This window comes from Kitasatospora sp. SC0581, assembly GCF_048159585.1.
Taxonomy (GTDB): Bacteria; Actinomycetota; Actinomycetes; order Streptomycetales; family Streptomycetaceae; genus Kitasatospora.
In genome coordinates, this window is sequence record NZ_JBLRWA010000003.1 from 320,264 (window position 1) to 344,954 (window position 24,691).

Annotated in this window: 26 protein-coding genes; 8 read left to right on the top strand and 18 right to left on the bottom strand. The window is 72.8% G+C overall.

Annotated elements, in window-relative coordinates; genetic code table 11:
- Nucleotides 1-122: 122 nt before the first annotated feature.
- The 6 genes from ccsB to hemL form a co-directional block, all read right to left on the bottom strand.
- Complete coding sequence (gene ccsB / locus ACLWS4_RS07715; RefSeq protein ID WP_049650493.1) at nucleotides 123-1,253, bottom strand: c-type cytochrome biogenesis protein CcsB; 1,131 nt, start codon at nucleotides 1,251-1,253, stop codon at nucleotides 123-125.
- Nucleotides 1,254-1,256: 3 nt separating this feature from the next.
- Nucleotides 1,257-3,098 (bottom strand): cytochrome c biogenesis protein ResB, encoded by a 1,842-nt coding sequence (locus ACLWS4_RS07720; protein ID WP_074004011.1) that lies wholly within the window; start codon nucleotides 3,096-3,098, stop codon nucleotides 1,257-1,259.
- Nucleotides 3,099-3,100: 2 nt separating this feature from the next.
- Nucleotides 3,101-3,874, bottom strand: coding sequence for a cytochrome c biogenesis CcdA family protein (locus tag ACLWS4_RS07725; protein ID WP_234348286.1), 774 nt, complete (start codon nucleotides 3,872-3,874; stop codon nucleotides 3,101-3,103).
- Nucleotides 3,871-4,488 carry a TlpA family protein disulfide reductase gene (locus ACLWS4_RS07730; RefSeq protein ID WP_049650491.1) on the bottom strand — a complete coding sequence of 206 codons (618 nt, stop codon included), beginning with the start codon at nucleotides 4,486-4,488 and terminating at the stop codon, nucleotides 3,871-3,873. Before ACLWS4_RS07730 ends, ACLWS4_RS07725 begins: the two co-directional genes overlap by 4 nt.
- A gap of 143 nt (nucleotides 4,489-4,631) precedes the next feature.
- The gene (locus ACLWS4_RS07735; RefSeq protein ID WP_049650499.1) at nucleotides 4,632-5,282 is read right to left on the bottom strand and encodes a histidine phosphatase family protein; all 651 of its coding nucleotides are present in this window, start codon (nucleotides 5,280-5,282) and stop codon (nucleotides 4,632-4,634) included.
- A gap of 74 nt (nucleotides 5,283-5,356) precedes the next feature.
- Nucleotides 5,357-6,685, bottom strand: coding sequence for a glutamate-1-semialdehyde 2,1-aminomutase (gene hemL / locus ACLWS4_RS07740; protein ID WP_063780097.1), 1,329 nt, complete (start codon nucleotides 6,683-6,685; stop codon nucleotides 5,357-5,359).
- A gap of 439 nt (nucleotides 6,686-7,124) precedes the next feature.
- Between hemL and ACLWS4_RS07745 the strand changes: the two genes are divergently transcribed.
- On the top strand, nucleotides 7,125-7,607 hold the full coding sequence (locus tag ACLWS4_RS07745) for a hypothetical protein (protein WP_074004012.1): 483 nt from the start codon (nucleotides 7,125-7,127) through the stop codon (nucleotides 7,605-7,607).
- A gap of 166 nt (nucleotides 7,608-7,773) precedes the next feature.
- Here the strand turns inward: ACLWS4_RS07745 and ACLWS4_RS07750 are convergent, their stop codons facing one another.
- The 4 genes from ACLWS4_RS07750 to ACLWS4_RS07765 all read right to left on the bottom strand — a co-directional run bounded on the left by ACLWS4_RS07750 (nucleotide 7,774) and on the right by ACLWS4_RS07765 (nucleotide 11,993).
- A complete protein-coding gene (locus tag ACLWS4_RS07750; protein ID WP_049650488.1) occupies nucleotides 7,774-8,265 on the bottom strand; it encodes a MarR family winged helix-turn-helix transcriptional regulator in 492 nt (163 codons plus the stop codon).
- 63 nt (nucleotides 8,266-8,328) lie between these two features.
- Entirely contained in the window at nucleotides 8,329-9,609 is a 1,281-nt protein-coding gene (locus tag ACLWS4_RS07755) for a glycosyltransferase family 39 protein (RefSeq protein ID WP_117488307.1), read from the bottom strand.
- A gap of 227 nt (nucleotides 9,610-9,836) precedes the next feature.
- Nucleotides 9,837-11,510, bottom strand: coding sequence for an RICIN domain-containing protein (locus ACLWS4_RS07760; RefSeq protein ID WP_416873629.1), 1,674 nt, complete (start codon nucleotides 11,508-11,510; stop codon nucleotides 9,837-9,839).
- 243 nt (nucleotides 11,511-11,753) lie between these two features.
- On the bottom strand, nucleotides 11,754-11,993 hold the full coding sequence (locus ACLWS4_RS07765; protein WP_049650486.1) for a chaplin: 240 nt from the start codon (nucleotides 11,991-11,993) through the stop codon (nucleotides 11,754-11,756).
- Nucleotides 11,994-12,564: 571 nt separating this feature from the next.
- Between ACLWS4_RS07765 and ACLWS4_RS07770 the strand changes: the two genes are divergently transcribed.
- The 3 genes from ACLWS4_RS07770 (at nucleotide 12,565) to ACLWS4_RS07780 (ending at nucleotide 13,677) form a co-directional block, all read left to right on the top strand.
- On the top strand, nucleotides 12,565-12,807 hold the full coding sequence (locus tag ACLWS4_RS07770; protein ID WP_416873630.1) for a chaplin: 243 nt from the start codon (nucleotides 12,565-12,567) through the stop codon (nucleotides 12,805-12,807).
- 110 nt (nucleotides 12,808-12,917) lie between these two features.
- On the top strand, nucleotides 12,918-13,187 hold the full coding sequence (locus ACLWS4_RS07775) for a chaplin (protein ID WP_049650484.1): 270 nt from the start codon (nucleotides 12,918-12,920) through the stop codon (nucleotides 13,185-13,187).
- A 112-nt stretch (nucleotides 13,188-13,299) separates the two neighbouring features.
- Nucleotides 13,300-13,677, top strand: a complete 378-nt coding sequence (locus tag ACLWS4_RS07780; RefSeq protein WP_079272386.1) for a hypothetical protein — start codon at nucleotides 13,300-13,302, stop codon at nucleotides 13,675-13,677.
- Between the two features lie 93 nt (nucleotides 13,678-13,770).
- On the opposite strand, the gene ACLWS4_RS07785 is transcribed toward ACLWS4_RS07780, so the two are convergent.
- Entirely contained in the window at nucleotides 13,771-14,436 is a 666-nt protein-coding gene (locus ACLWS4_RS07785) for a hypothetical protein (RefSeq protein WP_049650482.1), read from the bottom strand.
- Between the two features lie 298 nt (nucleotides 14,437-14,734).
- Here ACLWS4_RS07785 and ACLWS4_RS07790 point away from each other — a divergent pair, with 298 nt between their 5' ends.
- The 3 genes from ACLWS4_RS07790 (at nucleotide 14,735) to ACLWS4_RS07800 (ending at nucleotide 15,969) form a co-directional block, all read left to right on the top strand.
- A complete protein-coding gene (locus ACLWS4_RS07790; RefSeq protein ID WP_049650481.1) occupies nucleotides 14,735-15,079 on the top strand; it encodes a hypothetical protein in 345 nt (114 codons plus the stop codon).
- An 84-nt stretch (nucleotides 15,080-15,163) separates the two neighbouring features.
- The gene (locus ACLWS4_RS07795) at nucleotides 15,164-15,508 is read left to right on the top strand and encodes a rodlet layer protein (RefSeq protein ID WP_074004017.1); all 345 of its coding nucleotides are present in this window, start codon (nucleotides 15,164-15,166) and stop codon (nucleotides 15,506-15,508) included.
- Nucleotides 15,509-15,699: 191 nt separating this feature from the next.
- Nucleotides 15,700-15,969 carry a hypothetical protein gene (locus ACLWS4_RS07800; protein ID WP_049650479.1) on the top strand — a complete coding sequence of 90 codons (270 nt, stop codon included), beginning with the start codon at nucleotides 15,700-15,702 and terminating at the stop codon, nucleotides 15,967-15,969.
- A gap of 87 nt (nucleotides 15,970-16,056) precedes the next feature.
- Here the strand turns inward: ACLWS4_RS07800 and hemB are convergent, their stop codons facing one another.
- The 7 genes from hemB to ACLWS4_RS07835 form a co-directional block, all read right to left on the bottom strand.
- Entirely contained in the window at nucleotides 16,057-17,037 is a 981-nt protein-coding gene (hemB, locus tag ACLWS4_RS07805) for a porphobilinogen synthase (RefSeq protein WP_416873631.1), read from the bottom strand.
- A 74-nt stretch (nucleotides 17,038-17,111) separates the two neighbouring features.
- Nucleotides 17,112-18,764, bottom strand: coding sequence for a uroporphyrinogen-III synthase (locus tag ACLWS4_RS07810; RefSeq protein ID WP_049650477.1), 1,653 nt, complete (start codon nucleotides 18,762-18,764; stop codon nucleotides 17,112-17,114).
- Nucleotides 18,761-19,768, bottom strand: coding sequence for a hydroxymethylbilane synthase (gene hemC, locus ACLWS4_RS07815; RefSeq protein WP_049650476.1), 1,008 nt, complete (start codon nucleotides 19,766-19,768; stop codon nucleotides 18,761-18,763). Before hemC ends, ACLWS4_RS07810 begins: the two co-directional genes overlap by 4 nt.
- Nucleotides 19,769-19,809: 41 nt before the next feature.
- Nucleotides 19,810-21,150: a glutamyl-tRNA reductase gene (locus tag ACLWS4_RS07820; protein ID WP_375877607.1), complete on the bottom strand. Its 1,341-nt coding sequence runs from the start codon at nucleotides 21,148-21,150 to the stop codon at nucleotides 19,810-19,812.
- 25 nt (nucleotides 21,151-21,175) lie between these two features.
- Complete coding sequence (locus ACLWS4_RS07825) at nucleotides 21,176-22,072, bottom strand: redox-sensing transcriptional repressor Rex (protein ID WP_049650497.1); 897 nt, start codon at nucleotides 22,070-22,072, stop codon at nucleotides 21,176-21,178.
- 107 nt (nucleotides 22,073-22,179) lie between these two features.
- The gene (locus ACLWS4_RS07830) at nucleotides 22,180-22,935 is read right to left on the bottom strand and encodes an exonuclease domain-containing protein (protein ID WP_416873632.1); all 756 of its coding nucleotides are present in this window, start codon (nucleotides 22,933-22,935) and stop codon (nucleotides 22,180-22,182) included.
- Between the two features lie 205 nt (nucleotides 22,936-23,140).
- Complete coding sequence (locus tag ACLWS4_RS07835; RefSeq protein ID WP_049650473.1) at nucleotides 23,141-23,434, bottom strand: glutaredoxin family protein; 294 nt, start codon at nucleotides 23,432-23,434, stop codon at nucleotides 23,141-23,143.
- 102 nt (nucleotides 23,435-23,536) lie between these two features.
- Between ACLWS4_RS07835 and ACLWS4_RS07840 the strand changes: the two genes are divergently transcribed.
- Nucleotides 23,537-24,568: an HAD family hydrolase gene (locus ACLWS4_RS07840; RefSeq protein WP_416873633.1), complete on the top strand. Its 1,032-nt coding sequence runs from the start codon at nucleotides 23,537-23,539 to the stop codon at nucleotides 24,566-24,568.
- Nucleotides 24,569-24,691 lie beyond the last annotated feature (123 nt).

A 24,691-nucleotide genomic window follows, 5' to 3' on the forward strand; every position in this document is an offset into this window, starting at 1 on the left:
CGCGATTTCCTCCTCAGTTCCCTCTCGCACCGGCCGGCGGCCGGCGCGCACTACCCCGTTTCACACATCGGCCCGGCTACCTGTGGGAGAGAGCCGGGCCGGTGGGTGATCGTGTGCCCCGGTCAGATCCCCGCGTAGGAGTGCTTTCCGGTGACGAAGATGTTCACCCCGTAGTAGTTGAAGAGCCAGCAGGCGAACGCCGCCAGCGCCAGGTAGGCGGCCTTGCGGCCCTTCCAGCCGGCCGTCGCACGGGCGTGCAGGTAACAGGCGTAGGCGACCCAGGTGATGAACGACCAGGTCTCCTTCGGGTCCCACTCCCAGTACTTGCCCCAGGCCGCCTCGGCCCAGATCGCGCCCGCGATGATGGTGAACGTCCACAGCGGGAAGACCAGGGCGTTGATCCGGTAGGACAGCTTGTCGAAGGTGGACGCGGCGGGCAGCCGGCGCCAGATCGAGGCCGAGGTGCCCAGCGGGCCGGTGGTGAGGCCGGCCGCCGTCCGCTTCTCGAAGGACTCCTTGCCGAGGTACAGCAGTGTGGCGATGAACGCCGCGTAGAAGGCGCCGCCGCAGAAGATCGCGGTGGAGACGTGGATCGCCAGCCACGGCGAGTGCAGCGCCGGGACGAGCTGCTCGGAGTCGGTGTACAGCACCGTGGTGGCGATGCCGAGGGTCAGCAGCACCGCGAGCACGACCGGCAGGCCGAGCCAGCGGACCTTCTTCTTCGCGGCCAGCAGCACCAGGTACGCGGCCGTCATCGCGAAGGCGAAGGCGCAGGAGAACTCGTACATGTTGCCCCACGGCCAGCGGGAGACCGACAGGCCGCGGGTGATGATGCCGCCGCCGTGCAGCGCCAGCGCCAGCACGGTGAGCGAGACGGCGATCCGGCCGGCCAGGTCGGCCCGCACGCTGGTGCCGGCCGCGCCCGGGCCGTCCTCCTCCTCGGCGCCGCGCCCGGTGGTGACCACCGTCGCGCCCTCGCCCGCGATCGCGGTGCGGGTGAGCGTCGTGGTGCCGCCGCCGGCCCCGGCCACCGTGACGGTGACCTTCTTCGCGGCCTTCTTGTCCGCCGCGGCGACGGTCTCGCCCAGGCTGCCCGCCTGTTCGGTCGAGCGGACGGCGACGGCGCCCTTGCTGCCGAAGGTCCACTCGATCATGTGGGCGAACATGGCGAGGGTGTAGACCACCATCGCCGAATAGATCAGCTTGTTGGAGAGGTCGGCCAGCTGTGGGTCGACCGCCGAGGCGAGATGCACCGTCTACTCCTTGGAGTTCTGGTCGGCAGGGACTGCGGGTTCCGGGGAGGCCGCCGGGACTGTGGGGGTCCCGGTCTCCTCGGGTACGTCCGTTTCGGTGTCGGCGTCCTCGTCCGCGGAGGCCGGGGTGCCGTCCTCGTCCGCGGAGGCCGGGGTGCCGTCCTCACCTTCGGGGGCCGGGGCGTCGTCCTCCTCGTCCTCGGAGGCGGGAGCGTCGTCCTGGAGGTCGACCGCGAGCTCCGCCAGCTCCTCGGCGATCTTCGCCGACTCGCTGCGGGCCAGGCCGGCCAGCTCCACCTGGGTGCCGCCGCCCGGCAGGGCGACCGCCCGCACCCAGATCCGGCGGCGCTGGATGAACAGCGAGCCGATCAGGCCGAGGATCGCGAGCACGCCGCCGCTCAGGGCGATCGCGTTGCCCGGACGGTGCGAGATGTTGAAGCTGGCCCACTGCTTGTAGCCCTCGAAGGTCACCGAGCCGTAGCCGTCGGGCAGATCCCAGGCCTGGCCGGGCTTGAGCCGGGCCTTGGCCGGCTGGCCGTCCTGGGTGAGCTGGGTGAGCTTGCGGGTGTTGAGCTGGTAGACGTTCTGCGGCAGGCCGGAGTCGGTGCCGAGGTCGCCCGCGAAGGCGTTCAGCACGAGTTCGGGCTCGGCGTCACCGGGGAACAGCGAGACCGGGCCGGTGCCCTCGAAGCTCAGCGGAGCGGTCGGCAGGAAGAAGCCGGAGAAGCCCATCTGGGTCTTGTTGCCGTCGGGGCCCACGCCGTAGTCGGAGACCTTCACGACACCGGTGGAGGTCAGGTTGCCGTCCTGCGGCAGGAACGGGACGGCGCCGCGGTAGACGACCTCGCCCTTGCCGTTCTTGACGCTGACGAACGGGGCGTAGCCGTGGCCGATCAGGTAGACCTTGCTGCCGCCGATCTCCAGCGGGTGGTTGACCTCGATCGTCGACTTCTTCAGCTTCGACTGGTCGCTGCCCTCGTAGTACTCGACGTTCGCGGTGAACTGCCGGGCGGCGCCGATCTGGTCGCCCTTGGTCTGGAACTTCGAGGTGAAGCTGTCCAGCTTCAGGTAGAAGGGGTCGAGGTCCTGGTTGCCGTAGAACCGGGTGCCGTTGAAGTCGTCGAGCTGGGTGATGGTGTTGGAGTAGCCCTCGCCCTGGACCATCAGCTTGCCGCCGGTGCCCGAGGCCAGGCTGGCCCAGGCGAAGCCGCCGAGCAGCGCGAACAGCGACAGGTGGAACAGCAGGTTGCCGACCTCGCGCAGGTAGCCCTTCTCGGCCGCCACCGCGCCGCCGGACAGGTGGGCGCGGAAGCCGCGCTTGCGCAGCAGCCGGTGCGCGGCGGCGTTCACCGCGTCGGCGTCCGCCTCGGTGCGCCAGGCCGCGTGGACCGGCATCCGGGTCAGGTTGCGCGGCGCGGCCGGCGGCTGGGAGCGCAGCACGCCGACGAACTGCCAGGTGCGCGGGACGATGCAGCCGGCCAGCGACACGAACAGCAGGATGTAGATCGCGGAGAACCAGACCGAGCTGTAGACGTCGAACAGCTGGAGCTTCTCGTAGATCGGCGCGACCGTGGCGTGCTGCGCCTTCCAGGCCTCGACCTTCAGCTGGCCCTGGCCGTTCTGGTACTGCGGGATCAGCGAGCCGGGGATGGCGGCCAGCGACAGCAGGAAGAGCAGGATCAGGGCGACCCGCATCGAGGTCAGCTGGCGCCACATCCAGCGCGCCCAGCCGAACGCCCCTATGCCGGTCGGTCCGTCGGACTCGACCGGCGCGGTGCTGAGCCGCTCGGCGGCGACGTCGTCCGGCGCCGGGGGCTGCTCGGTCTCGGTCGTGGTGTTGCTCACGGTCAGATTCCGATCTGGAAGTCGGCGGTCCAGGACTGCAGCTGGCTCAGCATCGAGTCCCAGATCCCGGTGACGAGCAGCAGACCGACCGCGACGAGCATGCCGCCGCCGATCCTCATGACGAGCGGGTAGTGCCGCTTGACCCAGCCGAAGGCGCCCAGCGCCCGGCGGAAGGCCAGCGCGGCCACGATGAACGGTACGCCGAGGCCCAGGCAGTAGAAGGTCATCAGCAGGGCGCCGCGCGCGGCGTCGGCCTGGTTCAGGGCGAGGTTCTGGACGGTCGCCAGGGTCGGACCGATGCAGGGGGTCCAGCCGACGCCGAAGACCACGCCCAGCAGCGGCGCGCCGAGCAGGCCGACCGACGGACGGCGGTGGGAGCGCACCTCGCGCATGCTCAGACCGGGGACGAGGCCCATGAAGGCGAGGCCCATCACGATCGTCACCGCCCCGAGCACGATCGAGATGACCCGCTTGTGCTCCTGGAGGGTGTCGCCGAACTGCCCGAACAGCGCCCCGCCCGAGACGAACACGGCGGTGAAGCCGAGGATGAACAGCGTCGCCCCGAGCAGCATCCGGCCGCGCCGCGCGCCGCGCGCGTCCGCGAGGTCGGCGGCGGAGAAGCCGGTCACGTACGACAGGTAGCCGGGGACGAGCGGCAGCACGCAGGGCGAGAAGAACGACACCAGTCCGGCCGCCAGCGCGATCGGCGCGGCGACCAGCAGCGCTCCGCTCTGGAGGGTCCCGGTGTTGTCGGCGAGTTGTTGCGGCAGGCTCACTGCTTCTGCTCCGCGACCACCGGCTGGAGGATCGACTCCAGCGCGTCCTCGGTGGTGCCGCCGACGGCGCGGGCGGCCAGCTTGCCGTCCCGGTCGACGATCAGGGTGGTCGGGATGGACTGCGGGTTGAGGCTGCCCTTGGGGAACTTGAGCAGCTGGGTGCCGGCCGGGTCGAAGAGGCTCGGGTAGGTGACGCCCTGCTCCTGCTCGAAGCGGACGGCGTTCTGCTTCTCGGTGTCCCGGGTGTTGATGCCGAGGAACTGGACGCCCTGGTCCTTGTACTTCTCCGAGACGTTCTGGAGGCTCTTGGCCTCGGCCCGGCACGGGCCGCACCAGGAGCCCCAGACGTTCAGCACGACGACCTTGCCCCGGTAGTCGGAGAGCTTGGCCGGGGTGCCCTCCAGGGTGTCCCCGGAGATGTCCGGCGCGTCCCCGCGCTTCCCGGCGTCCGCCTTCGACAGGTTGGTGCCCTTGACCGTGACGAAGCCGACCTGGCCCTCGCCGCCGCCCGACGAGCCCGAGGAGGAACAGCCGGTGAGGGCGAGCGCAGCGGCGGCGACGGTGGCGGCGGCTGCTGCGGCGACACGGGGACGGGGGCGCGTCATGGCAGACATGTGAAAAGTTTCGCATGGAGTTCCGGGCCGGTTCGCCGGGGTCCTCCCTTGCGCGTCGCACCCCTTCTGACCTGCGACGAAATCGGGTCACCCGGCAGTCGCCGGGTGACCCGAAGTCATACTTACACGCCGCTTACGGGAGGCTAGGCGCCGAAGCTCTTGCCCACCGGCTTGTCGCCCTTGCGGCCCTTGCCCACCAGGTGCGCGGGCAGCAGGTCGCGGGCCGGCTCGCGGTAGCCGACCGAGACGATCCGGTCGCCCTCGAAGGTGAAGCTGGTCAGCGAGGCCAGCGAGCACTGCCGGTTGCGCGGGTCGTGCCAGAGCCGGCGGCGCTCGGCGAAGGAGCGGAGGATCCAGATCGGCAGCTGGTGGCTGACGCAGACCGCCTCGTGCCCGCGCGCGGCGTCCCGGGCCGCGCCGATCGCGCCCATCATCCGCACCGCCTGGTCGAGGTAGGGCTCGCCCCAGGACGGCTTGAACGGGTTGGTGAGGTACTTCCAGTAGCCCGGGTTCCGCAGCGAACCGTCGCCGACCCCGAAGGTCTTGCCCTCGAAGACGTTCTCCGCCTCGATCAGCCGCGCGTCCACCGCGATGTCCAGGCCGTGCGCCTCGGCGATCGGCGCGGCGGTCTCCTGGGCCCGCTCCAGCGGGGAGGCCACCACGTGGGTGACGTCCCGGTCGGCCAGGTCCTCGGCGACCCGCTCGGCCATCTTCCGGCCCAGCTCGGACAGGTGGTAGTCCGGCAGGCGCCCGTACAGGACGCCCTCCGGGTTGTGCACCTCGCCGTGCCGCATCACGTGGACGACGGTGATCTCTTTGGCGCTCACTTCTCGACTACTCCTGGGAATCGGGGTACGGGCCGCGGCGGTCAGGCCGTGGCGGCGGCAGCGGCGCGCGCGGCGGCCGGCAGGGCGGCGGCGATCCGCTCGATCGCCCGCTCGTCGTGGGCCGCCGAGACGAACCAGGACTCGAAGGCGGACGGCGGCAGGTAGACGCCCTCGGCCAGCATCGCGTGGAAGAAGGCGGTGAAACGGTACGCCTCCTGGGTCCTGGCCTCGTCATAGTTGGTGACCGGGGCCTCGGTGAAGAACACCGAGAACATGTTCCCGGCGGTCTGCAGCCGGTGCGCGACGCCCTCCTTGGCGAGCGCGTCGGCGACCAGGCCGGAGACCTCGGCGGCGACCTTGTCCACCGTCGCGTACGCCTCGTCGGTGCAGCCGCGCAGCTGGGCCAGGCCCGCCGCGGTGGCGACCGGGTTCCCGGACAGGGTGCCCGCCTGGTAGACCGGGCCGGCCGGGGCCAGGTGCGCCATCACGTCGGCGCGGCCGCCGAAGGCCGCGGCCGGGAAGCCGCCGCCCATGACCTTGCCGAAGGTCAGCAGGTCCGGCGCCCAGCCCTCGTGCGCCGCCTCCAGGCCGTACCAGCCGGCCTTGGAGACGCGGAAGCCGGTCATCACCTCGTCGGAGATGAACAGCGCGCCGTTCTCCCGGCAGAGCCGGGCCAGGCCGCCGTTGAAGCCGGGCAGCGGCGGGACGACGCCCATGTTGCCGGGCGAGGCCTCGGTGATCACGCAGGCGATCTCGCCCGGGTGGGCGGCGAACGCCTGCTCGACGGCGGCCAGGTCGTTGTACGGCAGCACGATGGTGTCGCCGGCCTGGGCGCCGGTGACGCCCGGGGTGTCCGGCAGGCCGAAGGTGGCGACGCCGGAACCGGCGGCGGCCAGCAGCGCGTCCACGTGACCGTGGTAGCAGCCGGCGAACTTCACCACCTTCGCGCGGCCGGTGAAGCCGCGGGCCAGCCGGATCGCGGACATGGTGGCCTCGGTGCCGGAGGAGACCAGGCGGACCTGCTCGACCGGGGCGACCCGGGCGACGATCTCCTCGGCCAGCTCGACCTCGCCCTCGCCGGGGGTGCCGAAGGAGGTGCCGCGGGAGACGGCCCGCTGGACGGCGTCGATCACCGCGGGGTGCGCGTGGCCGAGGATCATCGGACCCCACGAGCACACCAGGTCGACGTACTCGCGGCCGTCGGCGTCGGTGAGGTAGGGACCGGTGCCGGACACCATGAAGCGCGGCGTGCCGCCGACCGCGCGGAAGGCGCGCACCGGGGAGTTGACGCCGCCGGGCGTCACCACGGAGGCGCGGTCGAACAGCGACTGGGACTGGGGGGCTTCGTAGGGGTAGCTCACAAAAGACATGGTCTCAAATCGTGTCCTCACGCTCTGCATGTCCGACCCGATCATCTGGAACGATGATCCGGGCACCGTTGTCTGTACGGTTGTCCGTACAGCAGGGGCCGCTGACTTCACCGGACCGGGGACCAGTCAGACTGTGTACACAGAGTGCACAGGACCTCCGGTCTGTGTGCAGGGGTGTGGAGAGGACTGCCGCGTACCGCGAATGGGTACGGCGGCGCATGACGGGTAAGGAGCACGTCCGGTGGGCGCCGGACGTGCGGGGGTCTGTCGATTCCGGCGAATTCCGGTGAGGATGGTCCGAGTGTCCGAGGCGCAGGACGGTTACGACGAGGCCGCGGGGGGCTCCCGCAGGCCCGCCGAGACCGCACGCGGGGGTACGGGAGCGGGTACGGGTCGTGGTCGTCGCGGCGGTGAGAGGCGGAGTGAGGGACGCGTGGGGGTGACCTACAAGTACTTCGGAGCCCCGGACCGCGCGACGGCCGCCAGAGTCCCCACCGCCCTCGGGCCGGGCGGGCTCGGCCTGGAGGCCGGCGAGCTCGGCGCACTGGGCCGCCTCGGCGACCTGATGGAGACCAGCGGCTCCCCCACCGGCCACCTCTCCACCAAGATCAAACCGGAGACGATGAGCGCCATGGTGCTCACCGGCATCCAGGGCGTCCCGCTGCACCAGGTGCCGCCGCTGGAACTGGTGGTGCTGCACCCCGACTACGCCGTCGTCCAGCTCCCCCACAACGTCGTCGAGCCGCTGCGCAAGGCCGACGAGACCGAGCTCGGCGCCGCCGCCTTCATCTGGTCCACCGTGCCGGACCGGCGCGGGCCGCGGGACGCGTTCGTGATCTACAGCATGCTGCACGAGTGGCAGGACTTCGCCAACCGGCTGCACGAGGCCGGGCACCAGCTGTACTGCCTGGTCTGGCCGTAGCACCCCGGGGTCCGGTCCGCCGTTCGAACGCGGGCCGAATCCAGGCTGACCCTTCGAACATTGGTCGCATTCAAGCGAGTTGACGGACGGTCAGTTCTCGCACCCGGTCGACCACGGGACGGTGGCGGCGAGCCCGCGGAAGCGGTCCGGGGCGGGCGGCCGGCGACTATCCCCGGGAGCGGCGGGCGCGGCGGACGGTGCGTTCGACCTCGACGGGCTCCGCGAGGTGGCCGTCCACCAGGTGGGTCAGGGCCGAGAGGAACACCTCGCGCTCGGGCTGGGGCAGCGACTCCAGCAGCTCGCGGTGCACCCGGTCGGCGATCGCGCTGCCCCGCACCACGGCCCGCTCGCCCGCCTCGGTGACCGAGACGATCCGGGCCCGCCGGTCGGTCGCGGACGGGCGGCGCTCGGCCAGGCCCGCCTTCTCCAGCTCGTCGACGGTGACCACCATGGTCGTCTTGTCCAGGTCCGCCAGCTCGGCCAGCTGGATCTGGGTGCGCTCGCCCGCCCGTGCATGGAACAGCACGCAGTAGGCGCGCGGGGTGATCCCGAGCTCGGTGAAGGCGGCCGCCATCCGGGTGGCCAGCACGTGGCTCGCGTGGTCCATCAGCCCGGAGATGTCGCGGATCTGGCGCACGGGCGGCGGGGTCGTCGTCATACGTCCGAGGTTAGCAACGGCCCGTCTGCTGCCGGATGATCCCGTTGCCAACCAACGCCGGGTCTACGGGATGCCCAACTCGAACAGCGCATAGCCCGCGTACCAGCCCGCCGCGAGGACCGGCATGGCCAGCAGCCCGGCCAGCGAGGAGGTCCGCAGCTTGCGCAGCGCCACCGCCAGGCCGATGCAGAGCGGGAAGGCGGGCAGCAGGTAGCGCGAGATGTTGCCGAAGATCTGGTTGCTGCTCAGCGCGGTGATGATGGTGAGCGCGGTGTAGACCCACAGCACCAGCGGCGGCCGGGTGCGCCAGAGCAGCACCAGCAAGCCGGGCAGGGCGATCAGCAGGGCGATCGCGATCAGGTCCGGGACGGGGTTGGACTGCCAGAAGTCCCAGTGGCCGGTGATCACGTCCATGATCGTGCGCAGGGTGGAGGCGCCGCCGTCGAAGTAGCGGTTCCAGGCGCCCTGCTGGAGCTTGAAGTAGCCGCCCCAGTCGCCCATCTTCCAGCCGACCCAGGCGACGTAGCCGATCAGGCCCCACGGGGTGATCAGCATCGCGGTCAGCGGGCGGGCCACCCCGTCGGTGCGGCGGACCAGCGCGACCAGCGCGGCGATCGAGACGGCGGCGATCAGCGCGGCGGCGGTCGGCCGGTTGAGGCCCGCCACCAGCGCCAGCAGGCCGGCCGCCACCCAGCGGCGGGTCATCACGCAGTAGCAGGCCCAGGCGGACAGCGCGACGAACAGCGAGTCCGAGTAGACCGCCCACTCCACGCCGGAGCCCGGGAACAGGCCCCAGAGCACCGCGGCGATCACGCCCGCCCGGAAGCCGCCCAGCCGCTCGGCGACGGCGAAGATCCCGGCCGCGGCGACCAGCGAGGCGATCACCGAGACGACGATCCCGGAGCCGTACGGGCCGAGCCCGGTGACGGCGCCGACCAGCCGCATCAGCCAGGGGTAGAGCGGGAAGAAGGCGGCCGAGTTCTCGTAGTAGGTGGCCAGCGGGAAGCCGTGCAGCGGGATCAGCTGCGGGTCGTACCCGTTCTCGGCGATCCGCTGGTACCAGATGCCGTCCCAGGTGCCCAGCACGTCCCAGGCGTGGGCGCCGCCGCCGCGGCCCGGCTGCTTCTTCAGGTAGTCGCCGGTGTGCGAGAGCAGCAGCAGGAAGACGGTCAGGCCGATGGCCTTGACCACCGCGTACGCGCCCAGCGCGGGCGCGAAGCGGTCCACCAGTGCCCCGAACCGTCCGGACGCCGGGCCCGTCCGTTCCTCGGGGGCCTCCGCGGGCGCCGCCCCGGGCGCTCCGGGCTGGGTGCTGGACGACTCGGTGCTCGATGCCGTGCTCATCTGGTCTGGGTACTCCCCGCCCCGCTCGTGGTCCGCGCGGCTCCGGCGCAACGATTTTCCCGTGAGCCTACGGCACGACCCCGAACCGACGGCCCCTGGCGCCCTCCGGACCGGCGCGCAGCACCACGCCACCCGTGCCGAGCACCACACCGGCCCGGTCGTGCACGCGGCCGCCGCCGCCCGGGTGGGGGCGGCGGCGGCCGGGGCCTCAGGACGTGCGGGGCGGATCAGCCGTGGACGTAGACGATGCCGAGCTTGGTGAGCTGCCAGAGCTGGTTGGCAGCGCCGGTGTCGGCGGCGAGTTCGACGTACGGGTTGCCCTTGGCGTCGAGGGTGGCGCCGGCGGCCAGGACCTTGCCCTGGTCCTGGGAGTCGGCGATCTTGTAGCGGCCGTTGCCGGCCGGCTTGAACACCCAGTGCTGGTTGCCGCCGCCGGTGCAGCCCCACTGCTGGATCCGGGTGCCGGGGGCGGTGGAGGCGGCGTTGGCGTCCAGGCACATGTTCCGGTTGCCGCTGAAGTCGAGCTCGTAGCTGCCGCCGGCCTTCGCCTCCAGGACGAAGGACTGGTTGAGCCCGCCGGTGGCCGGATAGGTGATCGCGGCCCGGCCGTTGGTCGAGTCGCCGTAGCTGCCGCCGCCGGTGAGGTCGAGCGCGTTGCCGCTGGCCGCGTTGGTCAGCTGGTACCAGGCGCCGTCCTCGGGGACGTCGCCGAACGGCTGTCCGGGCGTGAGCGGCTGGATCGAGGTGGTGTTCTGCTGGTTGAGGGTGCAGTACGCCTGCGCCAGCTCCGGCCGGGCGTAGAACTGGCCGAGGCAGACGCCCTCGCCGCGGTAGCCGGCCACCCGCAGGTGGTACGACTGGCGGACCATGTTCATGCACAGCCCGGGGATGCCGATCTGCGAGTCGCAGCCGTTGCGCACCCACTCGGAGAGGTTGATGACGTCCCCGTTGGTGTACTCGTACGGGGAGCTCGTCCACTCCGCGCAGACCTCGTGGCCGAAGGCGACCCGCCGCTGGTCGAGGTACCGGACGCCGGGCACCTGCTCGGCCGCGCCGCGCAGCGCGTCGCTGAGCGTCGGCACCACCCAGTTGTGGCCCCAGGCGAGGTCCTCGGGGAAGGCCGGGCAGCCGTCGGCGACCTTGCCGAGGTAGTCGTTGCGCCGGATGTCCGGGGTGATCGGGTTGAAGTACGACTGGTAGACCAGCTGGTACGAGGAGTCGGCGTAGCCGGCCCGGCGCATGGTCTGACGGATGTTCTGGAGCGCCGCGACCACCTTGGGCTGGACGCCCTTGGCGCGCCGGCGGATCTCGTCGCTGCCGATGGTGCCCCGGCAGCCCTGGTCCTTGGGGATCGGGAAGTACTGCGCGAGGCAGTGCATCATGATGCCGCTGAAGTCGAAGTCGTCGTTGGCGCCGATCGTGACGACGACCATCTTGACGTCGTACTTCGCCGCCGTGTCGGCCAGTTTGACGTCCTGCTTGGGCTCGCCGAAGTCGCCGCTGCCGGGGCCGGTGACCTTCGCCAGCTCCGGGTCGCTGACCAGGTCGCCGGTCTGGGCGCCGGAGCAGGCGAGGTCGATCGGGGTGACCCCGGGGATGTCGGTGACGAAGATCTCCGACTTGGGGTGGCGGTGGCAGTAGTTGGTGGGGCTGTCCGTCTCCGGGAAGTAGCCGTCGTTGGTGTCGGTGCCGGCGCCCTCCCCGGAGATGGCGCTGTCGCCGAGGGCGACGACCGCGGCCGGTCGGGTGGCCGCGGGCGCGGCCGGGGCGGGGTCGGCCAGGGCGGCGGGGGCGCCGGCCAGGCCGAGGGTGGCGAGGAGGGTTCCGGTGGCGAGCAGTGCGGCGCACCGGGAGGACCCGGTGCGTGTCCGCCGCGCCGCCGACCGTGGGGACCTGGTCACACGCGACTCCTTGCGGGGGTGGGGGGCCGCCCGGGCGGGGCGCCGAGCGGCGCGGAGCAAGAGAGGAGCAGGAAAGGTGAGCAGGTCTCGCATTCTAGGTACTGACAAGTAACGCAACAAGGCTTGTGACACCACCGGGAACTGACGGGGCGTCGCCGCCCCGGCACGACGAAGAGCCGCCGCCCCACGCCCCAGGAGGGAAGCGCGGAACGGCGGCTCGCACCGGCCGAACCGGGTGCGGGCTCAGCCCACGTTGGCGCACTTGTTGCCGAAGGCCGGGTTCAGCAGGCCGATGATGTCGATGGTGTTGCCGCAGACGTTGACCGGAACGTGCACCGGGACCTGGATCTGGTTGCCCGAGATGACACCGGGGGAACCGGCGGCAACGCCCTGGGCGCCGGAGCTGGCCATCGCGGTACCGGCGCCGGTGGCAACGATGCCCACCACGGCCGCGCCGACAGCGGCGGTCTTCTTGATGCTCATACGAGCCTCCTGACTGTTCGACAGATATGCACGGGGAGTGCGACATCTAGAACGAGACCCCACCGGACCGGTTGCGACGCTCCCCGCACTGTCACCCATCCGGCGCAACGGCGCCGCGGACCGGGCATTCGGGTGATCGGAGGGTCCGACCGTTTCCCCGCCCGCGGTGCCTCGTTCTCCCTGATGGAACCCGGTCTCCACCGGCCCCTACGCACGAATCGAGTACCGCCCATGCGCAAGCACGCCCACGCCGTCGTCGGCATCGCGGCCACCGGCGGCTCGGTCGGCGCGGCGGGCCTCCCCTACCCGGCGTCCGGCAATCCGTGCCGGAACGCCTGACCGGAATTCCAACCGTCGCGCCTTTGTCCGAAGCCTTTCCCGGCCGTGCGGGAATCGCTTCGCGGGGCATCGCGACACGGCGGCCGCGGCCACGCCCGAGCCATGGGCGGAACACGCCGGTGTGCGCCGCCCGAGTGACAATCACGGAAATCCCTACAGCCTTCGGGTGAGTATTCGTGCTCGCCCGACTCCCGACATTTCCCTTCCGTCGGGCAGAAATCGGAGGAATGACATGCGCAACTTCAAGAAGGCCGCCATCCTGTCGCTGGCCGCCAGCGGCCTGGTGCTCGGCGCCGCCGGCGGTGCGGTCGCCAGCTCCGGTGCCGAGGGCGTCGCCGCCGGTTCCCCCGGTGTGCTCTCCGGCAACCAGATCCAGATCCCGATCCACATCCCGATCAACCTGTGCGGCAACAGCATCGACATCATCGGCCTGCTGAACCCGGCCTTCGGCAACCAGTGCGCCAACGTCGGCTGAACCCGCGGTCGCCACGTCGGCGACAGCTGATTCACCGAGCCCGTGCCGTGCCCCGCAGCGCCGGGGCGCGGCACGCTCCACCCGTGTGTGATCGAGGAGATCAACCCCCCATGCAGAACATGAAGAAGGCCGCCGTCCTCTCCGCCGCCGCAGCCGGCCTGGTGCTGGGCGCGGCGGGCTCCGCCGCCGCCAGCGCCGGCGCCGAGGGCGTGGCCGCCAACTCCCCCGGTGTCGTCTCGGGCAACCAGATCCAGATCCCGGTGCACGTGCCGATCAACCTGTGCGGCAACAGCATCAACGTCATCGGTCTGCTGAACCCGGCCTTCGGCAACGCCTGCGCCAACGTCGAGGCCGTCCCGCAGCCCGCGGACGACTGCTGATCCCGATCGGCACGCGTACCGGCCGTCCTGCCCCCCGACCAGTCGGCCGGGGGGCAGTTCGGCGTCTCCGGACAACCGTCCGGTACCTCCGATCCACCGAAGGGTGATCACGATGGTTTCGAAGAAGAGCGCGGCCGGCCTGGCCGCCGCCGTGGGTGCCGCGGTGCTGCTCGGCGCCGGTTCGGCGCAGGCCGCCACCGCCCCGGGCGAGGCCCCGGCCGGCCCGGCCAAGCTGACCAAGACCGACCTCGGCCAGGCGCTGGGCGGGACGACCACCGGCCTCGGCTACGGCATCGCGCCGATCAAGAGCCTGCGGCTGGACCCGTGGGCGAACTCCTCGGCCGACTTCCTCAACAACGGCGCGGCCCTCCAGCCGGACCAGGGCCTGCCCGCGATCGGCACCGGGACGCTCACCGGCCCGCTGAGCGCCGGCGGCGGCGTCAAGGACCTCCCGCTGGTCGGCGGGCTGACCGGCGTCCTGCCGGGCTGAGCACCCCACCGGGCGCGCGAGAGCCCGGCATCCCGCCGCGCGGCCGGGGTGCCGGGCTCTCGTACCGGATGGGATCCCGGGGTCAGAGCCGGGTCAGAGCTGGGTCAGGTCGGTCAGGCCGGTCTGCCCCACCACGGTGGTGGCGGTCGTGGTGGTGGTCCCGGCCAGGGCGCCCGCCGTGTCGGTGAGCGAGAGCCGGCTGTCGTCGCCGCCGAGGCTGGCCTTGGCCCCGGGGATCACCTGCACCGCGCCGGAGACCAGCCGCGGGTCGATCTCGTCCACCTTCAGCCGGCCGTCGGCGAGCTGGCCGGCGCCGTCCCGGGCGAGCGAGAGCGGCTGCCCGAGGGTGAGCCCGGGGGTCTTGGCGTGCAGCGGGGCAGCCGGGGCGTCCAGCAGCACCTTGCCGAGGTCGGCGCCCTGGTCGACCAGCGGGAGCGGCAGCTCGGCCTTGGCGCTCGGACCAACCTTGCCGGTGGTCAGCTGGGGGACGATCTGCTCCGGGAGCAGCGCCCCGTCGGAGCTGGTGGTCCGGCCGGGCGCCGGCGGCATGAGCAGCGAGGTCGGGATGCCGGCCGTGAGGCGGCTGCCCAGTGGGGCGAGCGGGATGTCCGCGGGGACCTGCTGGGTGGCCAGCGAGTCCTCCAGGGCGCCCACCTGGTCGGGGCCGATCGGGGCGGCGGCAGAGGCCGCCCCCTGGGAGGCGAGCACACCGGCACCGACCGCCAGCAGCATCACGCCGGCCCGCTTGGAGAACTTCATGCTTTTCACCGTTCTGCTGTCCGTACTGGGGATCACTGGGAGCGGCTGCGGGGGCGCAGCCGGAAAGCGTTCTGCTCAACGAGTGACCGGGAGCTCGGATTGCGGCCGTTAACCGGTTCGGCTTAATAATCCGACCGGATTCCGTTGACCGTCGCGCCTCCGGGACTCTTTTCCAGAATCCCCGTAACCTTCCGTGCCGTCATTCTTTGATCTGAACGTCAGTGACTGCCGACCGGGTCTGAGCGTTCTCAGCGCCGTACGCAAGGAATCCAAAGAGCATTTCAGAGAGGGATCTCCCATGATCCAGAAGTCCTTCGCCGCCGCCGGCCTGGCCGTCGCCGCGCTGGCCGGTGCCGCCGGCCCGGCCTCGGCCATCGGTGACGCGGACGGCGCCGCCGCCTCGATCGAGGGCAACGGCGGCACCAACTTCACGGGCACGGTCGGGAACAACAGCCCGAACTTCCACTTCCTGGACAACCCGAACATCTGCCTGCCGGAGATCCACAACATCGCCGTCGGCGTGCTCGGTGTGGCAGTCCCGGTCGAGGTCCCGATCGCCAACAACGGCGGTCGGCAGTACTGCACCGTCGGCCAGGGCACCCAGAGCCAGGGCGACGGCGGCGTGTCCCACCTGATCGGCTGATCGGTCGCCGCCCTGATCTCCCTGCACCACCCGCTGTTCCACCTTCGAATCGCCCCCCGATTCACCCCGAGAGGAAAACCAGAAATGATCAAGAAGTCCCTCGCCGCCGCCGGCCTGGCCGCCGCCGCCCTCGCGATGTCCGCCGGCTCGGCCTCCGCCATCGTCGACTCGGACGGCGCCGCCACCTCCGTCCAGGGCAACGGCGGCACCAACCACACCGGCACCGCCGGCAACGGCAGCCCGAACAGCCACGTTCTGGACAACCCGAACATCTGCCTGCCGGAGGTCCACAACATCGCGGTCGCCGTCATCGGCATCGCGGTTCCGGTCGAGGTCCCGGTCCTGAACAACCAGCCGAAGCAGATCTGCAACGTCGGCCAGAACACCCAGTCCACGGGCGACGCGGGTGTCTCGCACCTGATCGGCTGATCACGGGGCACGGCACGGTCGGAGGGCCCGGGGAGGAACACCTCCCCGGGCCCTCCGGGCTGTGCGGACGAAGTGTCCGGCCGACCGCCGCAGCGCGGTCCGGCCGGGTGAGCGGCGGGCCGGTCCGGACCGCCGGATGTGAACACGTGTCAGAGCGCCCGCGGGGGCGCTCCCAGAGAGAGGGCAGTTCCATGAAGAGCAAGCTGGCCAAGGCCGCCCTGACCGCCGCCGCCGCACTGGCGCTCGCCGGTGCCGCCACCCCGGCCTTCGCCCACGTGGGCTTCGTCGGCGGCGGCGAGCTCGTCGCCTCCGCCGACCAGCCGTTCCTGGCCGGCGGGGGCTTCGGCCTCGCCCACGCCGGGGACACCGCCGCCGGCGGCTTCGGCGGCGGCGCCGCCACCTCGACCGACCTGGTCGGCGGCGGCGCGGGCTTCGGGCACGCCGGCGACGTGGGCTTCTGAGGCCTGCCGGACACGGCCTAGCGGGAACCGGGAAGGCCGGGCCGCTCCCCCACGGGAGCGGCCCGGCCTTCCGCCGTACGGGGTCCGCTACTTGAGCATCGCGGCGGCTTCGAGGGCCCAGTAGGTGAGGATCTGCTCGGCGCCCGCGCGGCGGATCGAGGTGAGCGTCTCCATGATCATCCGCTCCCGGTCGATCCAGCCGTTCGCGGCGGCCGCCTCGACCATCGCGTACTCGCCGGACACCTGGTACGCGGAGACCGGCACCGGGGAGGCGTCGGCGACCTGGCGCAGGATGTCCAGGTAGGCCATGGCCGGCTTGACCATCACCATGTCGGCGCCCTCGGCGAGGTCCTGCTCCAGCTCGCGCAGCGCCTCGCGGGCGTTGGCCGGGTCCTGCTGGTACGACTTGCGGTCGCCCTTGAGCGAGGAGCCGACGGCCTCGCGGAACGGGCCGTAGAAGGCCGAGGCGTACTTGGCGGTGTAGGCGAGGATGCCCACGTCCTGGTGCCCGGCCTCGTCCAGCGCCCGCCGGACCACGGCGATCTGGCCGTCCATCATGCCGGACGGGCCGACCAGGTGGACGCCGGCGGCGGCCTGCACCCGGGCCATCTCGGCGTAGCGCTCCAGGGTGGCGTCGTTGTCGACGCTGCCGTCGGCGGCCAGCACGCCGCAGTGGCCGTGGTCGGTGTACTCGTCCAGGCAGAGGTCCGACATGACCACCAGGGAGTCGCCGACCTCGGAGACCACGTCCCGGATCGCCTGCTGGAGGATGCCGTCCGGGTTGGTGCCCTCACTGCCGACGGCGTCCTGCACCTCCGGGACGCCGAACAGCATGAGGCCGCCCAGGCCCGCCTCGGCCGCCTCCACCGCGGCCTTGCGCAGGGTGTCCCGGGTGTGCTGGACCACGCCCGGCATCGACGTCACCGGGACGGGCTCGCTGACGCCCTCGCGGACGAACAGCGGCAGGATCAGCTCCGCCGGGTGCAGCCGGGTCTCGGCCACCAGCCGGCGCATCGCCGGGCTCTGGCGCAGCCGGCGGGGGCGAACGTACGGGAATTCAGCGGACACGGCTTCTCTCTCCGAACGGTTGTGCAGTGCCGGGGGCGACGAACGGCCGCCCCCGGCAGCATAGTTAAGAATCCTCAGCGGGCCTTGCGACGCGAGCCGGGGCGGCGCTCGCTGGGCCGGTAGACCGGCTCACCGGCGGCCGTCGCGGTGTCCCGGCGCTTGGCACCGAAGTCCGCCAGCGCCTGGGCCAGCGCGGCCGCCGACGGCGCCGGGGCCATCACGTCGACCCGCAGGCCGTGCTCCTCGGCGGTCTTGGCGGTCGCCGGGCCGATGCAGGCGATGACCGTGACGTTGTGCGGCTTGCCCGCGATGCCGACCAGGTTCCGGACGGTCGAGGACGAGGTGAACAGCACCGCGTCGAAGCCGCCGCCCTTGATCGCCTCGCGGGTCTCGGCCGGCGGCGGCGAGGCGCGCACCGTCCGGTACGCCGTCACGTCGTCGACCTCCCAGCCCAGCTCGACCAGGCCGGCCACCAGGGTCTCGGTGGCGATGTCGGCGCGCGGCAGCAGCACCCGGTCGATCGGGTCGAAGACCGGGTCGTACGGCGGCCAGTCCTCCAGCAGCCCGGCCGCGGACTGCTCGCCGGAGGGCACCAGGTCCGGCTTCACGCCGAAGTCCACCAGGGCCTGCGCGGTGGTCTCGCCGACCGCCGCGACCTTGATCCCGGCGAACGCGCGGGCGTCCAGGCCGTACTCCTCGAACTTCTCCCGGACGGCGCGCACCGCGTTCACCGAGGTGAAGGCGATCCACTCGTAGCGGCCGGTGACCAGGCCCTTGATGGCCCGCTCCATCTGCTGCGGGGTGCGCGGCGGCTCGACCGCGATGGTCGGCACCTCCTGCGGCACCGCGCCGTACGAGCGCAGCTGCTCGGACAGGCCGGTGGCCTGCTCCTTGGTGCGCGGCACGAGGACGTTCCAGCCGAACAGCGGCTTGGTCTCGAACCACGAGTGCGAGGCCCGGTGGGCGACCTGCTCGCCCACCACGGCTATCACCGAGGTGGCCGGGTCGACCGGGGCGGAGACCGGCGAGGGCAGCACCCGGGCGGCCTTCAGGTCCGCCGCGATGCCGGACAGCGAGGAGGTGAAGGTCCGCTGGCGGGTGGTGGTGCCGGAGAGCGTGGCGCTCAGCGCCGACTCCGGCTTGCGGCCGCCCGCGACCAGCGCGGCGGCGGTGGCGGGCAGCTGGCCCAGGGTGGTGCGGACCACCAGGGTGGTCTCCGGCGCGCCCAGGTCGACCGGGCTGCCGGCCAGCAGCGCGGCGCCGTCCACGAAGCGCACGTCGGTGCCGGAACCGGCGCGCAGCGGGACACCCGCGTACGCCGGGACGCCGACCGACTGGGCGACGCCCGGGATCACCTCGAACGGGATCCCGTCGCCCGCGCAGCTGAGCATCTCCTCGGCGGCGCAGCCGTCCAGGCCGGGGTCGCCGTCGACGGTGCGCACCACGTGCTTGCCGGAGCGGACGGCCTCGGCGACCACCTTGGCCAGGTCGAAGTCGGCGCCCTCGGCGGCGGGGGCGTGCACCTGCACGCCGGCCGGACAGTGGCTGCGCACGGCGGCGGCGGTCAGCGGGTCGGCGACCAGCACGTCGGCGGTGGACAGCACCTCGACCGCGCGCAGGGTCAGCAGCCCCGGATCCCCGGGGCCCGCGCCCAGGAAGGTGCACCGTCCGGTGGCGGGCTGTCCCGCCGGGAACAGGGCGTCGGTGGCGGCGGTGGTGGGGCTCATCGGGCTCGCTCCCCCATCAGGGCGGCCGCGCCCGCGGCGAGCAGCCGGTCAGCCAGCGTGCGGCCGAGGGCCGCCGCCCGCTGCTCGGCGGTCTCGTCGAGGACGATCGGACCGTTGGCGGACATCTTCAGCAGGGCGGTTCCGTCGGGGTCGCCGACCACGCCGTCCAGCCGCAGCTCGTTCTCCCGGCCCCAGGTGGCCAGCGCGGCCACCGGCGCCGAGCAGCCGGCCTCCAGGGTGGCCAGCAGGGCGCGCTCGGCGGCCACGGCGACCCGGGTGGGGGCGTGGTCCAGCGCGGCGAGCGCGGCGGTCAGCTCCTCGTCGGCGGTGGTGCACTCGATCGCGAGCGCACCCTGGCCGGGGGCCGGGATCATCACCTCGGTGTCGAGGTGCTGGGATATCTCGGCGCTGCGGCCGAGCCGGTTCAGGCCGGCCGTGGCCAGCACCACCGCGTCCAGCTCGCCGCTGGTCACGAAGCCGATCCGGGTGTCCACGTTGCCGCGGATCGCGACGGTCTCCAGCTGGGCGCCGCGGGCCCTGGCCCAGGCGTTCAGCTGCGCCATCCGGCGCGGCGAACCGGTGCCGATCCGGGCCGGGCGGCCGGCGCCGGCGAGCTTCTCGACCAGCTCCTCCAGGGCCAGGCCCTCGGCGGCGACCAGGGCGTCCCGGACGTCCTCGCGCTCGGGGACGGCGGCCAGCGCCAGGCCCTCGGGGGCGGCGGTGGGCAGGTCCTTGAGCGAGTGCACGGCGAAGTCGATCCGGCCCTCCAGCAGCGCGTCGCGCAGCGCGGAGACGAACACGCCGGTGCCGCCGATCTGGGCCAGCGACTCCCGGGAGGTGTCGCCGTACGTGGTGATCTCGACCAGCTCGACGGGGCGCCCGGTGACCCTGGTCACCTCGCGGGCCACCATGCCCGACTGCGCCATGGCGAGGGCGCTGCGCCGGGTGCCGAGCCGCAGGGCCGCGGTGGCCGAGGGCTGCTCCGTGATCGGTTGACCATTCATGAGGTGATCGTCCCGGTGGTACTCGTGGGATGGCTGACGGTTCATCTGGTGCCCCCGGCCGAGGGCTGGGGCGCGCCGCCGACGGGCGTGCCCGACACGGCGTGCACGGCCGCCGGGTCGAGGTCGAACAGTTCCCGCAGCGCCTCCGCGTAGGAGGCGCCGCCGGGCTCGGCGGCCAGCTGCTTCACCCGGACGGTCGGGGCGTGCAGCAGCTTGTCGACGACGCGGCGGACGGTCTGGGTGATCTCGGCGCGCGAGCGCTCGTCCAGGTCGGGCAGCCGGGAGTCCAGCCGGCCGAGCTCGGCGGCGACCACGTCGGAGGCCATCGAGCGCAGCGCGACCACGGTCGGCGCGATCCGGGCGGCCCGCTGGGCGGCGCCGAAGGCCGTCACCTCGTCGGAGACGATCCGGGTCACCTGGTCGACGTCGCCGGCGCCGGGGCTGGCGGCGTGCGCGTGGGAGAGGCTCTCCAGGTCGACCAGCAGGGCGCCGGGCAGCTCGTGCACGGCGTGGTCGACGTCGCGCGGCATGGCCAGGTCCAGCAGGGCGAGCGGCTCGGGGGACCTGCGGGAGGCGACGGCGGCGGCCACGTCCTCGGCCCGGACCACCACACCGGCCGCGCCGGTGCAGGAGATCACCAGGTCCACGTCGGCGAGCGCCTCCGGCACCTTGGCGAGGTCCAGCACCCGGGCCACGTCCGGGCCGAGGATCTCGACCAGCCGCTCGGCCCGGGCCGGGGTCCGGTTGGCGATCAGCAGGTCGGTCACGCCGGAGCGGACCAGGGTGGCGGCGGCCAGCGAGCTCATCGAGCCGGCGCCGACCACCAGCGCGCGCTTGCCGGCGATCTCGCCCGCGCCCGCCGCGACCTGCTCCAGGCCGAAGGTGACCAGCGACTGGCCGGCCTTGTCGATGCCGGTCTCGCTGTGCGCCCGCTTGCCGACCCGCAGCGCCTGCTGGAACAGCTCGTTCAGGCCGCGCCCGGCGGTGTGCTCCTCCTGGGCCTTGGCCAGCGCGTCGCGCAGCTGGCCGAGGATCTGGCCCTCGCCGACGACCATCGAGTCCAGGCCGCAGGCCACCGAGAAGAGGTGGTGGACGGCGCGGTCCTCGTAGTGGACGTACAGGTGGGAGGTCAGCTCCTCCAGGTCCACCCCGCTGTGGTGGGCCAGCAGCAGCGACAGCTCGGCGACGCCGGCGTGGAACTTGTCCACGTCCGCGTACAGCTCGATCCGGTTGCAGGTGTTCAGCAGCGCGGCCTCGCCGACCGTCGCGGTGGCGGCCGCGTCGTGCAGCAGCCGGGTCGGCACGTCACCGGTCAGCGCGGCGCGCTCCAGTACCCCGACCGGGGCCGTGCGATGGCTCAGCCCTACGACGAGAAGGCTCATGCCCGCCCCCCACAGCTCTCGGTGTTCATGCGGGCATCACCGCGGAGAGATCCCCGTCGCCGCCCTTGGCGGACTTTCCCTTGGCCTGCTCGGCCTGGTCCTTGGCCGCCGGCTCGGCGGCGCCCCGGCCCTTGCCGCTGCCGCCGGCCGCGCGGCGCAGCTTCGCGGCGGCCGCCCGGACCGGACCGGGGGCGCGGTCCAGCACCGACTCGGCGCGGTCGTCCGGCTCCTCGCCGGCCTTGCGCTGCTCGTGGAAGGCCAGGATCTGGAGCTCGATGGAGAGGTCCACCTTGCGCACGTCCACGCCGTCCGGGACGGACAGCACGGTCGGGGCGAAGTTCAGGATGCTGGTGACGCCGGCCTCCACCAGCCGGTCGCACACCTGCTGGGCGGCGCCGGGCGGGGTGGTGATCACGCCGATGGAGACGTGCTGGCTCTCGACGATCGACTCCAGCTCGTCCATGTGCCGCACCGGCAGTCCGGCCGCGGTGGAACCGACCACGTGGGGATCGGCGTCCAACAGGGCGGCCACCCGGAAGCCGCGGGAGGCGAACCCGCCGTAGTTGGCGAGCGCGTGGCCGAGGTTCCCGATGCCGACGATGACGACCGGCCAGTCCTGGGTCAGGCCGAGCTCGCGGGAGATCTGGTAGACGAGGTACTCGACGTCGTAGCCGACGCCGCGGGTGCCATAGGAGCCGAGGTAGGAGAAGTCCTTGCGCAGCTTGGCCGAGTTCACGCCGGCGGCGGCGGCCAGCTCCTCGGAGGAGACGGTCGGCACCGAGCGCTCGGAGAGCGCGGTGAGGGCCCGCAGATAGAGGGGCAGGCGGGCGACCGTCGCCTCCGGGATGCCCCGGGCACGCGAGGGTCGGCGCGCGGCGCCCTGGTCGGGCGTCTGCGAACTGCTCTGTGGTGATCGGCCGATTGCCACGGTGCTCCTGTGGGTGAAGCTGGGCTTAGGCAGCCAGGCTATGTGTTTGTGAACGTGTGCACAAAGATGGTGTCCGTTTTGTCCCCGCACAGTGATGCGCATCACGCCATCGAACGCATAGCACCGGCCTGGGTCAGCACGACCTCCGGGGCCTGGGAATCGGGCAGCCACGGGCCGTACGACGCCTCCCGGCGCAGCAGCGGGACGGCGGCGCCGGACGGGCGGGAACGGGCCCGGCCGAGCCGGGGCCAGGGCAGCCGGGCGGCCTCCCGCAGCGGGCCGGTCCAGTCGTCCGACGGACAGGACGGGGCGTCCAGGCAGTACCGCAGCAGCTCGGCGGTCACCCGGGCGTCGCCCAACGCGGTGTGCGCCGGGTACCAGCCGAGGTCCGCCGCCTCCACACAGGCCGCCAGGCCGTGGCTCCGGGCCTCCGGCAGGTGGGCGCGGGCCAGCCGCATCGTGCACAGCAGCGGGACGGGCGGCAGCGGCACCCCGATCCGGGCGAACTCGCGATCCAGGAACGCGTGGTCGCAGCTGACGTGGTGACCGACCAGCACCCGGCCGGCCAGCAGCTCCAGCAGCCACGGGGCGATCTCGCGGAAGCGCGGGGCGCCCTCGACGTCGCACTGGCGTATCCGGTGCACATGGGTCGGGCCGACCGGGCCCAGCGGGTCCAGCAGGGTGGCGAACTCCCCCTCGGGGCGGAGCCGCTCGTCGAGCAGCACCACCGCGACCTCGACCACCCGGTGCCGCCACGGGCTGCGGCCGGTCGCCTCCACGTCCACCACGGCGAAGCCCCGGGGGGCCGTCCGGAACTCCGGGGCTCCGGGGACCCCAGGGACAGGACCGGGAAGCATGGCGCACTCCTCGTGTGCTCAGCCCCCCACGGGCGCAAACGCGTTCGATCGTAAGCCGACCAACCCGCCCCGTCCCAAGCCGGAACGGAGTGTCTTTGGCAACGATTCGGCGAACCGCCCCCGCCGATCGGCGGGGGGCCGGTGCGCGGACGAACGCGCGGTCAGACCCCGCTCAGCCGCCGCCCGGCCGCGCCCGGCCGCGCACTCAGCCGCCGAGGGCGGTGCGCAGCCGGCGCTCGTCGACCCGCCAGAAGTCGTGCTGGCGACCGTCGATCAGGGTGACCGGAATCTGCTCCCAGTAACGGCGGTACAGCTCCTCGTCCCGGGTGATGTCCCGCTCCTCGAAGGACGCGCCCAACTCGCCCGTCACCCGGAGGATCACCTCGCGGGCCTCGTCGCACAGGTGGCAGCCGGGCTTGCCGACCAGGGTCACGGTCCGGCCCGCGGGCTCGGGGCTCTTACGTCGCAGCAGTGGGCTCACCACCCCATTCTCCGCCATGGCGCCCACCCGCCCCCGGGGCCTGCGCCCGGTGGAGCTGTTCACCCCGCGGGCACGGCTGCGTCACGGCCGCCGGGCGCCCGGCTGGCTATCCTCGATGACATGGCCGTGCTCAGAAGGCTCACCCAGGCAAGGCGTTCCAGCAGCGAGCGGAGCGCCCTGGCCGGCGAAGCCGCGGCCGAGGCGGCCGAGGCCGCGCTGCGGGCCGAGCCGGCACCCGACGCCGGGCCCCGGGACGCCGCCGGACCCGGGGACACCACCGGCCCCGGGGACGCCGCCGGGCCGGACGCACCGGCCGCGGCCAAGCCCGGACGGACCCCCAAGGCCCCCGCCGAGAACCACACCCCGGACCCGGACGACCCCCGCGCCGCCGCCTTCTTCGACTGCGACAACACCATCCTGCGCGGCGCCGCGATCTTCTACCTCGGCGTCGGCCTCTACCGCCGCGGCTTCCTCACCCGCCGCGACATCGCCCGCTTCGCCTGGCAGCAGGCCTGGTTCCGGCTGCACGGCACCGAGGACCCGGACCACATCTCGGACGCCAAGCAGTCCGCCCTCGGCATCGTGGCCGGCAAGCCCACCGCCGACCTGGAGGCGATCTGCGAGGAGATCTTCGAGGAGGTCGTGGCGGACAAGATCTGGCCGGGCACCCGCGCCCTGGTCCAGATGCACCTGGACGCCGGCCAGCGGGTCTGGCTGGTCACCGCCGCCCCGCTGGAGGTGGCCCGGATCATCGCCCGGCGGCTCGGCATGACCGGCGCGCTGGGCACCGTCGCCGAGGCCAGGGACGGCCGCTACACCGGCCGACTGGTCGGCGACCTGCTGCACGGCCCGGCCAAGGCCGCCGCCGTCCGGGCCCTGGCCCGGCGCGAGCGCCTCGACCTCGACCGCTGCGCCGCCTACAGCGACTCGGCCAACGACATCCCGATGCTCTCGCTGGTCGGCCACCCGTACGTGGTGAACCCGGACGGCGCGCTGCGGCGCCACGCCCGGGCCCAGGGCTGGCGGGTGCGGGACTTCCGGACCGGGCGCAAGGCGGCCCGGGTGGGGCTGCCGGCGGCGGCCGCGCTCGGGGTGCTGGCCGGCGCGGCGGCGGCCGGGGTGGCGCTGAACCGGCGCCGCCACCGGGCCTGAACCACCCGCCCGAACCCCGGCCCGGAACCCCGGCCCCGAGCCTCGCGCCGGACGGCCGTCCGGGCCGCCGGAGGCTTTCCGGAAGCTTTCCGGAGACTCTCCGAGGCGCTCCGGGGCTCTCCG